The sequence below is a fragment of the Paenibacillus sp. Dod16 genome (genome assembly GCF_049893405.1).
Taxonomy (GTDB): Bacteria; Bacillota; Bacilli; order Paenibacillales; family Paenibacillaceae; genus Paenibacillus_AQ.
The window spans coordinates 35783-50568 of record NZ_JBNDYG010000009.1 but is presented as its reverse complement, the minus strand read 5'-3'; the positions used below and the strand labels follow the sequence as shown (position 1 = coordinate 50568).

The following is a 14786-nucleotide window of genomic DNA, read 5'->3' as shown; positions in this document are numbered from 1 at the left end:
GCTATGTAGACAGCTAAATAGGAAAATCGGCTCTTTCGATCGACAAATTACGAGATGGATTATGTCGATATTTGTAAAAAAAGCGCCACCGGATCTGTTTCCAGACCCCGGGGGCGCTTATGGTCCATCCATTTATTCCATGCGCTCAAACACTTTGAATTTTCAGACATCCCGCAATGCCAACAACGTATGTTCATCGACTACATAGATTTCCGTGTCTTCCAACAGCTCGTTCAACTGATTTTCCGCCCCTGTACCTTCTCGAGCTTTCATGTATATTCAGGCCCTTGGCCGAAATTGTATTGTTTACCGACAGGCTGCTCCAACCGGTTACTGGCCTTTACAATACCATCTCATCCAGGTCTCAACTTGTGTCTTATTTCGTATGTCAGTTGGCCCATGACTTCTTTCACTGGAATGCTATCCAACTTCATTTCAATGGCTTTCTTCTTCACTTCTACTGGATAGCTGACTCTTGCTGCCAACGCAAAAACACCTCCAAGGTTGTCTCCATATCTTACGAAATGGTTGCATTCTCTTGAAGGTGTTTTTAATTTGTCTCACGCTATGGGGTCAGACTCAAAGACTTGTGGGACGCTTTTTCTTTTTATTGCCGGATAAATTCTCCCCGGATAAAGTTTCTGATATTTTAGACCTCAAGAACTGGCTTCTCGCCTGTAACCGGGGAGATCGCTACTAGCCCGTTGAGCCCGCTGTTATTCGAAATTGGCATAACAGTTTTATTGTTCTGTTACGATACAACTTTCGAACGGTGCAGCCTTACTGAACCCCAGATCAGTCCATTCGAACGAGTCAAAAAACAGCGCCTCGAACCCCAACGCTGTAGGTTCTCATGACATAAAATGATTGTCCATTTTCATTATGTTCAATATTCGTCCCCAATTCGTCCCCAAGACCATTTATGGACAGTACTAAAGAGGTAATTAAAAAAGCAAAAACCCTTGATGATATACCATCAAGGGTTTTCTTATTATGGAGCCTAGGGGGATCGAACCCCTGACCTCATCGCTGCCAGCGATGCGCTCTCCCAGCTGAGCTAAGGCCCCGTAAGCGACTTCTATATCATATAAAAAATCAGCAGGCATGTCAACAGGTTTTTCACATTTTTTGATGACGTGCTGTATCCCTTTTACTTCTCTATATAATGTCACTTATCGATGATGAGGATGGGCTCCTTGAGAGCACCGGAAGAGCACCTGGATCACGCAGAACCCTGGTGCTCTTACAGCTCCTGACCGTCCGTATCCTTGGACAGTAGGCTTTTCAGTTCCTTCATAAACATATTGATATCCTTGAACTGCCGATACACGGACGCAAACCGGACGTACGCTACCTCATCGACCGGATACAGCCGTTCCATCAGAAGCTCCCCGATCTGGCGGCTCTCCACCTCTGCTGCTGCGGTATTGCGCAGTGCCTTCTCGACATCCGATACGATCATATCCAGCTGATCCACGGATACCGGACGCTTCTCGCATGCCCGGATCAAACCGCGGAGTACCTTCTCCCGGCTGAATTCTTCTCGGCTTCCATCCTTCTTCACAACAATCAGCGGCGTTTCCTCCACCATCTCAAAGGTTGTGAATCTCTTGCTGCACTGCTCGCATTCCCTGCGGCGGCGGATGGATTTATTCTCGTTGGCAGGCCTGGAATCCAGCACTTTCGTTCCGGCATAACTGCAATATGGACACTTCATAAAGTTATCTTCACTTCCTTTGTTTTCAGCGTATTTTAGCCTTAATGGCCCTAATGAAAAATTTACCAGCAAAACTTTTTTCTTTTATGTTATGAAAATGCGAAACCCGAGACATAATACTTTTACCAACCCAAGGAGGTGAACTTAACATGGCACAAAGCAACAACAACTCCAACAACCTGGTTGTTCCTCGCGCAAACGCTGCTCTTGAGCAATTGAAGTACGAGGTAGCTCAAGAACTTGGTATCTCCATTCCACAAGACGGATACCAAGGTAACATGACTTCCTACGAGAACGGTTCGATCGGGGGATACATCACAAAGCGTCTTGTAACCCTGGCCGAGCAACAATTGGCTGGTCAATTCTCCGGTCAATAATTGATTCTTCCTTAAAAAAGGAGTGTTGGACGGCTCGATGTAAGAGCCTGTCCAGCGCTCTTTTTTCGTTAAAAGCCGTCCTTATACACATCCGTATATTGATTATAATAATAAATCACGCGCTGTACATAGTGGCGGGTTTYCCCGATGGGAATACTCTTCACATTCTCGTAGGTTCCATCCCACATGCCCTTGTTGATCCAATTCTTGACGTTCCCGGGGCCTGCATTATAGGCGGCGATGGCGGCAATCGGGTTGCCGTCCATTTCCTTGTGCAGGTTCTGAATATACCAGGTGCCCAGCTGGATATTCGCATCCACTTCATTCTTTACGTTCAGCAGGTTTACCGATGGCAGCTTGGCCATTTCCATCGCCCAATTCGCCGTATCCGGCATCAGCTGCATAATGCCCAGGGCGCCTTTCTTGGACTCCTTACCCGGCTTGAAGTTCGTTTCCACACGAATGATGGATGCCACCAGGAACGGATCGACCTCATAGTAAGCGGCATGCTTCCGTATTTCATCTTTATAATGAATCGGATACAGCAAGGTCATCCAGTTCGAGCTCAGATACAGAAGCGCTACAAAAGAGACAAACAGCAGAAGCAGCACTCTTTTTTTACGGAGCCACTTCATAGACTAACCAACCTGCCCCACAGGTTGTCCACCTGCTGCTGTGTTTCGGCCAATGTTCCGCTGTTATCGATGAGGATATCCGCCAGACGCTTCTTCTCCTCGATATCCATCTGACTGTTTAAACGCGCTTCTGCCGCTTCCCTGTTAAGATCATCGCGTACCATCAGACGCTCAAGCTGCAGCTCTCGCGGTACATAAACAACAGCGATCTGGTCAAGATAAGAATAATGCTCCTTGGCCTCAAGCAGCAGCGGAATATCCGCTACGACGAGCCGGTCGGGATACTGCCGCTCATACACTTCCGTCCGTTCCCGGATTTCCTGCCGGATCGCCGGATGCGTGATCTCATTCAATACCGTTCTCTGCTCGGGATGATGGAAGATCACTTCCCCGAGTTTTTTTCGATTCAGCGTACCGTCCTCAAACAGGATCGCTTGTCCAAAATGTTCGGTCACTTTACCCAGCACCGGATGACCCGGGAGCATGACTTCCCGGGCGATGAGATCCGCATCGACGAGAAGTGCTCCCTTCATGGCCAACATGGAGGACACGGTGCTCTTGCCAGTTGCAATTCCTCCGGTTAAACCGATATTCATGACTTCACCTCATAACAGCTTCATTATACCCATGACGATTAACAAAAAAGCAGGCAAATAAGAGATAAAACGCATGCCGCCCTTGGATGCAAAACGTAAACCAACCCTCATGCCCAGCACCAGGAATATCCCGCTAAACAAGGAAACAACAGCCGCGGTACCTAACGGTGAGAAGCCCAGCATGGCGGCGCCAAGCCCTGCGCCGAACGCATCGAGCGATAACGCGATCCCGAGCCACATCGCCTCCCACGGGGAGATGCTGCCGGAGTCGTCCAGATCCGCCTTCGAGGGACTGCGGAGAATTTGAATGACAACCCCGGCCTTCGGAATCTCAAGAGAGAATACCGCCCGCTGAAGATGCACTTGACCTGCCGTGTTAACCTCACGTCTTGATTTCACTTGATGGTCAGATGCCTTCGTTTCCATAAGGGACTTCGAAATATCCTTACTGGAAATCGGCTGCATATCTGACTCGTTCTTTCTGCGAACTTGCTGATATAGAGACCATAAGCCCAGCAGAATCAAAATGGCGGCTCCGATCACGGACGCCACGGACGGGGATAAGAACCGCTGTAACAGCTCGCCCGCCTGCATGGAGGCGCCAAGCACCAAGCCGGAACATAGCGAGATGATCAATACAGACAGCAGCGGTATCCTTGTTTTGCGCAGACCGTATGTAACCCCCGCACCGAATCCGTCCAGGCTTAATGCCATGGCCAGCAGCGCAGACGAGAAAATATGACTGAGCACCCTTTTCCCTCCTCGTAAGCTCCACATCAAGCGGCTCATTCATGAAGAAGAGCAGCTCCATGCGCTCCACATATGTTCCACATTATATGTGTAGGGATAGGAATGGGTGCACGCCTATTGGATTACTTCTTAACCGGCTGACACTTCGGGCAGAAGTGGGTCCCCCGTCCGCCAACCACGATCTTATGAATCGGTCCACCGCATGTATGACAAGGCTTGTCCTTCCGTCCGTAAATCTGATGACTATGCTGGAACATCCCCATTTCACCCTGTCCATTGACATAGGATTTAATGGAGGAACCACCCGCTTCTACGGCTTCGGACAGTGTATCCACAATGGCATGATACAATCGCTTGAGCTCGGCATCCTTCAGGCTGTTGGCGTTACGCTCCGGATGAATCTTGGCTCGAAACAATGCCTCATCGACATATATATTGCCGATGCCGACCACATATGCCTGATTCAGCAGCACCGCTTTAATCTTCGTTTTTTTGCTGCCGACAACTTCCTTGAAGGTTCCGAATGTAAACGTGTCATCCAGCGGCTCATACCCCAGCTTGGCAAGAGGAGCATGCTGAAACTCTTCCCCCGTTGCAAAGAGATGCATCGTTCCGAATTGGCGTACGTCCTTATAACGCAGTTCCGTCCCGTCCGAGAAATGGAAAATAACATGGGTGTGCTTCTCCACCGGCTCCCCGGCAGAGTACAACCCGTAACGCCCTTCCATCCGAAGATGCGAGACGAGCACCAGTCCGTCCAGCAATATCCTTAAAAATTTCCCGCGGCGCTCTACACCTTCCACGGTATGATCCTTCAACATAAACGCAAATGCCTCAATATCATCGGGACGCTGAATAATCCGCGGCAGATGTACGGATACATGATCTATATGCTTACCTTTAATCAATTGGTTAAGTGTTCGTTTCACCGTTTCTACTTCCGGCAATTCCGGCATAATGACTTCACCTCATCTCCCATTATACCGGAAGTTAGGACAGAGCGGGACCATGGTTTTGTGGAAAGGTATGGTGCATAATGCGCCCCTCTTCACGCCATGATCCCTATAAACGATTCTCTATCGGTTAACATATTGTATAACTTTACTTCGCTTCGTACCAGTTCTCGCCATAGCTGACTTCCGATTTCAGCGGTACCGACAGCTTCAGCGCCTGACTCATCACTTCCGGCACCAATTCCTTCATGATCTCCAGCTCATCCTCCGGCACCTCGAACACCAATTCATCGTGCACCTGAAGCAGCATGCGGCTCTTCAATTGACGATCATGCAGCGCCTTGTCCATATGAACCATGGCCAGCTTGATAATGTCCGCCGCGGTTCCCTGAATCGGCGTATTCATTGCTGTCCGCTCGGCAAAAGACCGCAGGTTGAAGTTGCTGGCGTTAATTTCCGGCAGGTAACGTCTGCGTTCAAGCAATGTCTTCACATAGCCGTCTTGCTTCGCCTGCTTGACGATCACGTCCATATAACGCCGGACGCCCTGGAACACCTCGAAATACTGGTCAATGAAGGCCGCAGCTTCCTTCCGGGTAATATTCAGGTTCTGGGACAAGCCATAGTCGCTGATTCCATACACAATGCCGAAGTTAACCGCCTTGGCGGATCGGCGCATATTGGAGTCCACCTCATCCACGCCGACTCCGAACACGTCCATCGCGGTCTTCGTGTGGATATCCATATCGTGGACGAAGGCTTCCTTCAGCCGTTCATCATCCGAGATATGCGCAAGCACGCGCAGCTCGATCTGGGAGTAGTCCGCCGCCAAAATGCTCCAGCCCGGCTCGGACGGAACGAAGACCTTGCGGAGCTTGCGGCCCTCCTCCAGACGGATCGGAATGTTCTGCAAATTCGGATATTGGCTGCTCAGACGACCCGTCGCGGCAATCGTCTGACGATAGTACGTGTGCACTTTGCCCGTTTGTGACGAAATCTCCTTCAGAAGACCTTCCACATATGTGGATTGCAGCTTGGCCAAGGTACGATACTTCAGAATCAAGCGGACAATATCGTGATAAGGCGCCAGCTTCTCGAGCACCTCGGCATCGGTGGAATAACCGGTTTTGGTCTTCTTGATGACCGGAAGCTCCAGCTTCACAAACAGAATCTCGCCCAGCTGTTTAGGCGAATTAAGATTGAATTCCGTTCCGGCGATCTCATATATCTCATGAACTAGCTTCTCGATCTGTCCTTCAAACTCGCGACCCAGCTCCTTCAAATCCTCCGCATTCACGGCAATTCCCTGCTTCTCCATATCGGCCAGAATGCGGGACAGCGGCATCTCCAGCTCATGGAACAGCGGCAGCATTTCATTGGCAGCCAGCTCCTTCTCCTGAACGGGAACCAGTTCGGATACAGCCAGGCATTTTCTGGCCATGTGCTCGCTGAGCTTCTCCATATCGGGAACCTTGTACTTTGCCCCTTTACCGAAAACATCCTCATCGGCTTGAAGATACGCAAGCCCGTATTTGGAGGCCAGACCGCTAAGACTTTGATTCGATTCGGTCGGGTCCAGCAGGTAGGCAGCCAGATGAACGTCAAATGCCGCGCCGGCAAAAGCAATGCCCTGCCAGTGGAGGGCCAGATCAATGCGGTGCAGATCATATCCGCGTTTAGGGATCCCGCTATCGGCAAGCCAAGCTCGAACAGGCTCGGCCTCTTCCGACTTCAGAACCTCAAACGGAATGAAGTACTGCCGTTCCTCCGTAGCGAGTGCGAGCCCGATCACCTCGGCATGATGGGGATTGTCCCCATGCGTCTCTACATGGAGTATGGTGACGTGGGCCAGGTTATCCGCAACCTCCTTAAGCCCCTTCGTGTCTACAAGGGTCACTTCAATCTTCGCTTCGGGCTTCGACTCAGCCGCATCCCCGCCCACTCCGCTTGTGCTCAGGTTTAACCGTTCAATGAGCGATTTAAACTCCAGCTTCGCCAGTGCGGGCCCTGCCGTCTCTTCATTCAAGCCTGTAAACGCCATGTCATCCAGCGACTGCTCCAGCGGAACTTCGCGAAAGATCGTAGCCAGCTTCTTGCTGAGTATGGCGGAATCCGCATGCTCTTCAATTTTCTCTTTCATCTTGCCTTTCAGCTCGTCGGTGCGTGACACCACGGCTTCAACGGATCCAAATTCATGAAGCAGCTTCAGAGCCGTCTTCTCACCCACTCCTGGAACGCCGGGGATGTTATCGGAAGCATCGCCCATCAGTCCCTTGAGGTCGATAATTTGATCAGGCGTCAGGTCATATCGCTCCTTAATCTGTTCCGGTCCGTAATACTCGATGTCGGTAACGCCCTTGCGGACCATGGCGATCGTGGTATGCTCCGAAGCCAGCTGCAGCATATCCTTATCCCCGGATACAACCATCACCTTCCGACCAGCTTCATCAGCCTGACGGGTAATGGTCCCGATAATGTCATCGGCCTCATAACCGCCGATTTCAAATTGGGAGACGCCAAGGCCTTTCAACAGCTCTTTCAGCAGCGGGAATTGTCCGGAGAGCTCGGGAGGCGTTTTCTGGCGGCCACCCTTGTAATCCTGAAAATCCGCATGCCGAAATGTTTCCTTGCCTGCATCGAATGCGACCATCATATGGGTCGGTTTGTGTTCCTCAATCAAGCGAAGCAGCATCGTCGTAAAGCCGTAAACCGCATTCGTCTGCTGTCCGCTGGCATTGGTCAGCGGCGGCATCGCGAAGAATGCCCGGTAAATGATATTATTTCCATCAATTAAAATCAGCTTGTCCATAGAACACCTCGCACCAATATTACTTCCTTTCCACATGATAACATAGGTTACCGCCAATTCCGAACAATCCGTTCGATTAACGGTGAATTCCTAAGAATACGCAAAATATCCCCACAAAGTGGAGCCTGCGCTTCGATGCTTATTCCAAATACTTTGCGGGGGCCCCCAATATATAAATGCGATTAAAGAATTGCTTCCGCTTCGTTGGAGCTTTCTAAATTCTCGCAAAAAAACGCTAGCTTTCGCCAGCGTTTGACTTATCATTATGCTATTGATTGAGGTCGGGACGATGACCCGTTACGAGGTACACCGTGCTCTCGCCAATGTTGGTTGCATGGTCGGCGATCCGTTCGATGTAACGTCCCACCATGATCAGCAGCATCGCCTGATTGGCCGAATCCGGATCGGAGGTCAGATGCGCATACAGGTCCTGCAAAATCACGCTGTACAAATGATCGATCTGATCATCGTCCTGGGCCATTTTATAGGCAAGATCCGTATTTTCCGTCAGATAGGATTCGATCGATTCCGAAACCATCGCGCGCACCAAATCCGACATCCGCGGAAGATCCACCAGTGGCTTGATCAGCTTCTGGCCTTGCAGACGGATCGTCACTTTAGCGACATCCCGCGCCAAGTCACCCATACGCTCCAAATCGCTTGCAATCCGGAAAGCCACTAAAATCCGGCGCAAATCCTTTGCCACAGGCTGCTGGGTCACGATCAGACGGGAGCCGATGTCCATGATTTGCTCTTCCATGTTGTTTAACTGCACATCGTTCTTGATAACCGCCTGCGCTTTCTCCGCATCCAAGGTCTGAAGGGACTCCACGCTGTTTGCCAGTGCCTCCTCCATATGCTTGCCCATATCCTGCAGCAAACTTCTCAGCTCATCAAGCTGCTGATCAAACTCAATTCTCCGGATCATGTGTGATGCTCCTCCTATCTACTTTTAAGAAAGATCATTGTCGTGATAATGGCTTAACCGAACCGGCCCGAGATATAATCCTCGGTACGTGCATCCGACGGCGTCGAGAACAGCGTATCGGTGTTTGCAGATTCAACCACTTCGCCATTCAGGAAAAATACGGTCTGCCCGGATACGCGTGCTGCCTGATGCATGTTGTGCGTAACCATGACGATGGTGTATTTGCTCTTCAGCTCCTGCACCAGCTCTTCGATTTTCAAAGTCGAGATCGGGTCCAGCGCGGAAGTTGCTTCGTCCATCAGCAGGATATCCGGCTGTACGGCAAGTGCCCGGGCAATGCATAGGCGCTGCTGTTGGCCGCCGGACAAGCTCAGCGCGGACCGCTTGAGATAATCCTTGACTTCATCCCACAGCACGGCTTGTTTCAAGCTCTGTTCCACGATTTGGTCCAGCTCCGCTTTATTGCGGATACCGTGGAGTCGCGGCCCGTACGCGATGTTGTCATAAATCGATTTAGGAAACGGATTCGGCTGCTGGAATACCATCCCTACCTGCTTGCGCAAGGCTTCAACGTGGACTTCCTCGCTGTAGATTTCGGTTCCTCCGATTTGCACGCTGCCTTCAATCCGAGTGGAAGGAATCATGTCATTCATGCGATTCAGCGTGCGCAGCAGCGTAGACTTACCGCAGCCCGACGGTCCGATGAACGCCGTCACCGTTTTCTCCGGAATGTCCAGGTCCACGTTTTTAAGCGCATGGTACGTGTCGTAGTAAAGATTTAATTTCTTAATCTGTATGATGGATTCCATATCTTATTCATGTCTCCTTTTTCACGATTAGATCTGCTTTATGCGTCTCTTAGATGTTCTTCGAATACTTGTTCCGGATCCACACGGCTGCAATGTTCATGATGAACAGCATGATGAGCAACAGAATAATACCCGAAGCCGCCAGCTCGTGGAAAGCCTCACTTGGTCTTGATACCCAGTTAAAGATCTGGATCGGCATGACAGTAAACGAATCGAGCAGATTTTCCGGCAAGAAGGCCACGTACGTTAAAGCACCGATCATGATCAGCGGTGCGGTTTCGCCGATCGCACGAGACAAGGCCAGGATAACCCCGGTCATAATTCCAGGAATCGCTGATGGCAGCACGGCGCTGGACACCGTTTGCCATTTCGTTGCGCCCAGCGCATAAGAAGCATCGCGCCGGTTTTTAGGCACGGCGCGAAGCGCCTCCTGAGCGGCAACGATAATAATTGGCAGCACCAGCAGCGTCATCGTTAATACCCCGGACAACAGGCTGCGGCCAAGATTCATGCCGCGCACGAAAATCGCCAGTCCCAGGATACCATATATAATAGAAGGAACCCCTGCAAGCGTACTGATATTCAGCTGGATCAGCCGAACCCAGCGGCTGCGGCCCGCATACTCTTCAAGAAAGATTGCCGCGCCCACGCCTAATACAAAAGACAGCGGGGCCATGAGCAGGAGCAGATAAATCGTGCCGACAATCGGCGATTTCAGGCCTGCTTTATCCGCGATACGTGACGGAAAGTTCGTGAACAGATCGGGTGAGAGTCTGTGAACGCCATCCATCACGATCGTAACAATCAAAGCCATCAAGGCTAGAATACCGATACTGGTACAAGCCAGGAATATCATATGCAGCGTTTGGTCACCCAGACGTCTCCGGTTGATTCCTTTGCTATCCCCCAGATTCAATTGTTTCATCTAGTATTCCTCCCTGAAGCGGCGAGCGACCCACTGCGCCAATATATTAAGCAAGAAGGTGATGACAAACAAGGTCAGACCTACCGCAAAAATCGTGCCGTATTCAATCGTTCCTCGCGGAACGTCTCCCATGCTTACCTGAACAATATAAGAAGTCATCGTCTGAATGCTTTCCAGAGGATTCAGTGTCAGCTGCGGCGTAGCACCTGCAGCCACCGTAACGATCATCGTCTCGCCAATCGCGCGCGAGAATGCCAATACGAAGGACGATACAACCCCCGATAAAGCGGCAGGCAGTACAATTTTCAGTGCAACCTCAAATCGGGTAGCACCCAGCGCGTATGCTCCGTGACGAAGGCTCTTAGGCACCGCACGCATCGCGTCTTCACTTAAAGACGAGATCATCGGCAGGACCATGATGCCGACCACGAGACCCGCACTAAGCGCATTGAATATCCCCATGTCGGGAAAAATCTTTTGAAGGAATGGCGTTACCGTTTCAAGCGCAAAATATCCGTAAACAATCGTTGGTACACCAGCCAACACTTCAAGCACTGGCTTTACAACCCCCCGAACCCGGGCAGGAGCGTATTCATTGAGATAAATAGCGCATGCCAAGCCGATAGGCACTGCGAAAATGATCGCAATGCCTGTAATCAGCAATGTGCCGCCCAGCAAGGGCAGCACGCCGAATTCTTTTGGAGGGAGAATTGGACTCCATGTCGTTCCGGTCAAGAAGGACCATACCGGCACTTCCTTGAAGAAGATCACGGATTCCTGTAGAAGCGTATATACAATACCGATGGTGGTAAACACCGAAAGCATGGCACACAAGCCGAGCAGGATTGGAACGATTTTGTCTGAGATGCGTGTTTTGCTTCGACGGAATGTCATGCTTTTAGTGTTTGCCGCCACGGGTGAAGTTTTGTTCATTCTCCTCTTCCCTTTCTATGGGTTGCCCGAAGGATTCCCTTCGGGCATGAAGTCTTTAATTATTTTGCCAACTTGTCTTTTTCTTCTTGATACTGTTCATCTTGAAGCGGTACGAAACCAACTTCGCCAGCAAGACTAGCGGCATTATCAAGGTAGAAGTTCATGAATGCATTCACTTCCGGACGCTCAAGCTCCTTATCGTTTACATAGAGCAGCAGCGGACGGGACAATGGAGCATAACTGTTATCCTTGATCGTTTCCATGCTTGGAGCTACTGTAGCCGTACCGTTATCGATCGGAACCAGCTTCAATTTGTCTTGGTTCTCTTCATAGAAGGAGAATCCGAAGTATCCGATGGAGTTCTTGTCGCCAGCAACCCCTTGTACGACTGCGTTTGTATCGGCACTGAACGTGATTTGGCTATCGTTTCTGCTTGCTTGCGCTTCACCGTTAATCGCTTCTGTGAAGTAGTCGAATGTTCCGTGGTCTGTACCAGGAGAGTAAATTTTGATTTCCTCAGCCGGCCATCCTTCGCGAACGTCAGCCCATGTTTTTACAGTGCTGTTCGGCTCGTAAATTTTCTTCAGCTCATCTACCGTTAATTTATCTACGAATTCATTGCTCGGGTTAACTACAACGGATAGTCCGTCATAAGCTACCAGAACCTCATGATAGGTAATGCCCTTGGATTTTGCTTCTTCAGCTTCACTGTCTTTAATTGGACGGGATGCATTGGAAATTGGAATTTCTCCATTATTGAAGCGTTTGAAACCGCCACCTGTTCCGCCTGTTCCAATCGGAATGCGGACATCCGGGTTCGCTGCGCCGAACTCTTCAGCAATGGCTTCAGTTAACGGATGCAATGTACTGGAACCGTCAATTTCAATCGTTCCCGACAAAGCTGTTGTTGTACTTCCTTCGTTTTGCTGTGCTGAACCGTTGTCTGTATTTTCTCCGGAAGCACCGCCGGAAGTTGTTCCTCCACCGCATGCCGCCAAAAGCGTGCTCAGCATTAATACCAGTACGAGAATACCTGCTGGTTTACGACCCCTTTTTTTAAACAAACGAATCCACTCCTTCAAAATGGTTGTTGTCTCTACTTCCTACTTACAATATTGATATTAATCCCGGAATGTAATAGCAGTTTCGGAGAAATGTAAACTCTGTGTAAAATATTTAATGAAAAGTAGGCTTATAGATTCGACCTATCTTCCATGATCGAAGCTTCACCGGTGTTCATTCCGGCAAGCTCATCCTTCACCCGCTTCACACGCTTCACGGTTTCCTCGGCCAGTTGATAAACCTGATTACCGGACTTCTGAACCTCTTGAACGGCATTGTCCATTTCATTAAACATTTGGGCACCTTCCGTTACATACCCCTCGCAGGATTGGATTTCCTTCAGCGACGATACAGCCCCCTTGGCTGTATCTGCTGCCAGCCCCTGGATTTGCTCGAGCAGCTGCGATATATCCCCTGACAGCTTGCGCGTTTGTTTTGCTAGCGATTGTACCTCTGCCGCAACCACTTGAAATCCACGCCCATGCTCTCCGGCATGCGCTGCTTCAATCGAGGCATTCATGGCCAGCAGACTGCTTTGGTTCGCAAGCTCGGTAATCATGCCGGTGATGGAAAATATGCGGCTGGCATCGGCTGCGAGCTCGGAGGCCTGGCCTTCACGCTTCGTCATATCCTCTACAAGACCAAGGTACGAGGTTCGGACAAGATCCAGTTTCTCCTTCCCGGTTTGTGACCACTCCCTCATCCGTATACATTCCGAGTTTGTTCTCGCTGCTGCCGTTCGGACCTCGGTTAAAGAGGATTGAATGTTCCGGGTATGCCGGTAGCTTTCCTGCAGGATCAGTTCCCGCTTCTCTTCCGCTTCCGCTTGGAGCATACTGGACAGACTCATCAGATCCCTGACGGTAAGCACGCCTAGCAGTCGTCCTTCATCCGTGATCAGGACACAATCATAAAATTTGGAATCCGGGCGCTGCAGGGACAATTCCAGCAACGTTCCGACCTTCTCGAATATATCGACACGCGTCGGTTGATGGTCCGCAAACTGGTAGGCGGGCTTGGAATAATACAGGTCCACGGCAAACCTGCCCATCATTCGCTGGTAAAACACATCCCGCATAATCAGTCCTGCTGGTGTATCTGCCTCATCGCAATAAATAACACACGGGATACGCTGATCCTTCGCAAACACATTCAGCACATCGAGGCAGGATTCAGATTTTGTTATAACAGGGACCCTTCTTATGTATTGCCGATATAATGCGCCTGCTTCAGGCTCGTTTGCTGCATGTCCATCAAGTACCGGCTCTACCTCCACCTTCATTCTCTCTGTCTGATTCGGTATGGTTTGAAGCAGTGTCATGCGCCTTCACCCCTTCTTCATCTGGTCCTTTAGACGCATCTTACCGGACAAGTATTATGGGAATATACTCGAATGATTAAGGGAGTGTAAACTGCGGAAGGATAATGGCGCGGAAATGAGACATTAGACATGTCAGGATCTGACCAAAGGCCCAAAAAAAAGACTCCTCATCATTTCAAACGGAATGATGGGAGCCTTTTTTCGGATTCACTACAAGTTTATAACCAACCCCGCGAATGGAGTCAATGTGTACAGATTCAGGATCGAGCTCAAGCTTCTTGCGCAGGGAACTCACATGAACGTCCACGGTTCGCTGACCGCCGATATAATCGAAACCCCAGACCACGTTCATCAGATCATCCCTCGTTAACACAACGCCCGGTTTTTTGGCCAGGTAGAGCAGCACCTCAAATTCTTTCGGCCGGAGATTAATGCTCTGACCGCCAAGCCGGACCTCGTATTTCTCAGGATAGATTTCCAATTCTCCAAGCGAAATGACGTTTCCCTGGTGGTCTGTCGTCTTTGCTTCATCGGCGTGACCGGAAACCCGGCGCATGACGGCTGATACACGGGCCAGCAGCTCAGATACGCCAAATGGCTTGGTAATATAGTCATCCGCCCCCATCTTCAGACCTTGAACAACTTCCTCTTCGGCGTTCTTCGCGGTCAGAATAATGATCGGCGTGGTAATTCCGTTACTTCGAAGCTTCTCTAAAATCTGAAAGCCGTTCATGCCAGGCAGCATGACATCCAGCAGGATCAGATCATATTCATGATTCGACGCTTTCTCGTAACCTGCGGTACCGTGTTCCTCTACCTCGACTTGAAAACCTTCCTGCGTCAGATTGTAGGACAACAGCCGCGAAAGTGTCGGCTCATCTTCAATAACAAGCATGCGTTGCGTCAATGTTACCCCCGCCCTTATCTTGATAATTGGACTGCTTATGCAAGTATATCAACAGAATGTTAAC

General features: G+C 50.2%; 14 protein-coding genes, 1 tRNA gene and 1 pseudogene. 1 reads left to right on the top strand and 15 read right to left on the bottom strand.

Annotation, left to right across the window (positions count from 1 at the left end; all coding sequences use genetic code 11):
* Positions 1-272: 272 nt before the first annotated feature.
* The 3 genes and pseudogenes from ACPV3A_RS09765 to nrdR form a co-directional block, all read right to left on the bottom strand.
* Positions 273-485: pseudogene (locus ACPV3A_RS09765) on the bottom strand (IS3 family transposase); the annotation flags it as partial.
* 509 nt (positions 486-994) lie between these two features.
* A tRNA-Ala gene (locus ACPV3A_RS09760) sits at positions 995-1067 on the bottom strand.
* Positions 1068-1243: 176 nt separating this feature from the next.
* Complete coding sequence (nrdR, locus tag ACPV3A_RS09755; protein ID WP_071218088.1) at positions 1244-1717, bottom strand: transcriptional regulator NrdR; 474 nt, start codon at positions 1715-1717, stop codon at positions 1244-1246.
* A gap of 149 nt (positions 1718-1866) precedes the next feature.
* Here nrdR and ACPV3A_RS09750 point away from each other — a divergent pair, with 149 nt between their 5' ends.
* Positions 1867-2094, top strand: coding sequence for an alpha/beta-type small acid-soluble spore protein (locus tag ACPV3A_RS09750; protein ID WP_053492022.1), 228 nt, complete (start codon positions 1867-1869; stop codon positions 2092-2094).
* Positions 2095-2162: 68 nt separating this feature from the next.
* On the opposite strand, the gene ACPV3A_RS09745 is transcribed toward ACPV3A_RS09750, so the two are convergent.
* The 12 genes from ACPV3A_RS09745 to ACPV3A_RS09690 all read right to left on the bottom strand — a co-directional run bounded on the left by ACPV3A_RS09745 (position 2163) and on the right by ACPV3A_RS09690 (position 14722).
* A complete protein-coding gene (locus ACPV3A_RS09745; RefSeq protein ID WP_426199267.1) occupies positions 2163-2729 on the bottom strand; it encodes a lytic transglycosylase domain-containing protein in 567 nt (188 codons plus the stop codon).
* Entirely contained in the window at positions 2726-3325 is a 600-nt protein-coding gene (coaE, locus tag ACPV3A_RS09740) for a dephospho-CoA kinase (protein ID WP_426199265.1), read from the bottom strand. The genes ACPV3A_RS09745 and coaE overlap by 4 nt, the downstream gene beginning before the upstream one ends.
* A gap of 9 nt (positions 3326-3334) precedes the next feature.
* Entirely contained in the window at positions 3335-4075 is a 741-nt protein-coding gene (locus ACPV3A_RS09735; protein WP_426199263.1) for an MntP/YtaF family protein, read from the bottom strand.
* 122 nt (positions 4076-4197) lie between these two features.
* Entirely contained in the window at positions 4198-5031 is an 834-nt protein-coding gene (gene mutM / locus ACPV3A_RS09730; RefSeq protein WP_426199261.1) for a DNA-formamidopyrimidine glycosylase, read from the bottom strand.
* 145 nt (positions 5032-5176) lie between these two features.
* The gene (polA, locus tag ACPV3A_RS09725) at positions 5177-7837 is read right to left on the bottom strand and encodes a DNA polymerase I (protein WP_194544184.1); all 2661 of its coding nucleotides are present in this window, start codon (positions 7835-7837) and stop codon (positions 5177-5179) included.
* 268 nt (positions 7838-8105) lie between these two features.
* Positions 8106-8765: a phosphate signaling complex protein PhoU gene (gene phoU / locus ACPV3A_RS09720; protein WP_194544185.1), complete on the bottom strand. Its 660-nt coding sequence runs from the start codon at positions 8763-8765 to the stop codon at positions 8106-8108.
* A gap of 53 nt (positions 8766-8818) precedes the next feature.
* Positions 8819-9574: a phosphate ABC transporter ATP-binding protein PstB gene (gene pstB / locus ACPV3A_RS09715; protein ID WP_009594645.1), complete on the bottom strand. Its 756-nt coding sequence runs from the start codon at positions 9572-9574 to the stop codon at positions 8819-8821.
* Positions 9575-9623: 49 nt separating this feature from the next.
* Positions 9624-10499, bottom strand: coding sequence for a phosphate ABC transporter permease PstA (pstA, locus tag ACPV3A_RS09710; RefSeq protein ID WP_071218081.1), 876 nt, complete (start codon positions 10497-10499; stop codon positions 9624-9626).
* A complete protein-coding gene (gene pstC, locus ACPV3A_RS09705) occupies positions 10500-11393 on the bottom strand; it encodes a phosphate ABC transporter permease subunit PstC (protein WP_411830682.1) in 894 nt (297 codons plus the stop codon).
* A gap of 98 nt (positions 11394-11491) precedes the next feature.
* Positions 11492-12496 (bottom strand): PstS family phosphate ABC transporter substrate-binding protein, encoded by a 1005-nt coding sequence (locus ACPV3A_RS09700; protein WP_426199257.1) that lies wholly within the window; start codon positions 12494-12496, stop codon positions 11492-11494.
* Between the two features lie 128 nt (positions 12497-12624).
* Complete coding sequence (locus ACPV3A_RS09695; protein WP_194544187.1) at positions 12625-13815, bottom strand: methyl-accepting chemotaxis protein; 1191 nt, start codon at positions 13813-13815, stop codon at positions 12625-12627.
* Between the two features lie 175 nt (positions 13816-13990).
* Positions 13991-14722, bottom strand: a complete 732-nt coding sequence (locus tag ACPV3A_RS09690; RefSeq protein ID WP_071218077.1) for a response regulator transcription factor — start codon at positions 14720-14722, stop codon at positions 13991-13993.
* Between the last annotated feature and the right edge of the window lie 64 nt (positions 14723-14786).

Excerpts from the sequence above, each read along its gene's own strand:
- nrdR (WP_071218088.1), bottom strand. The coding sequence starts at position 1,717 with ATGAAGTGTCCATATTGCAGTTATGCCGGAACGAAAGTGCTGGATTCC.
- ACPV3A_RS09750 (WP_053492022.1), top strand. The coding sequence starts at position 1,867 with ATGGCACAAAGCAACAACAACTCCAACAACCTGGTTGTTCCTCGCGCA.
- coaE (WP_426199265.1), bottom strand. The coding sequence starts at position 3,325 with ATGAATATCGGTTTAACCGGAGGAATTGCAACTGGCAAGAGCACCGTG.
- mutM (WP_426199261.1), bottom strand. The coding sequence starts at position 5,031 with ATGCCGGAATTGCCGGAAGTAGAAACGGTGAAACGAACACTTAACCAA.
- polA (WP_194544184.1), bottom strand. The coding sequence starts at position 7,837 with ATGGACAAGCTGATTTTAATTGATGGAAATAATATCATTTACCGGGCA.
- phoU (WP_194544185.1), bottom strand. The coding sequence starts at position 8,765 with ATGATCCGGAGAATTGAGTTTGATCAGCAGCTTGATGAGCTGAGAAGT.
- pstB (WP_009594645.1), bottom strand. The coding sequence starts at position 9,574 with ATGGAATCCATCATACAGATTAAGAAATTAAATCTTTACTACGACACG.
- pstA (WP_071218081.1), bottom strand. The coding sequence starts at position 10,499 with ATGAAACAATTGAATCTGGGGGATAGCAAAGGAATCAACCGGAGACGT.
- pstC (WP_411830682.1), bottom strand. The coding sequence starts at position 11,393 with ATGACATTCCGTCGAAGCAAAACACGCATCTCAGACAAAATCGTTCCA.
- ACPV3A_RS09695 (WP_194544187.1), bottom strand. The coding sequence starts at position 13,815 with ATGACACTGCTTCAAACCATACCGAATCAGACAGAGAGAATGAAGGTG.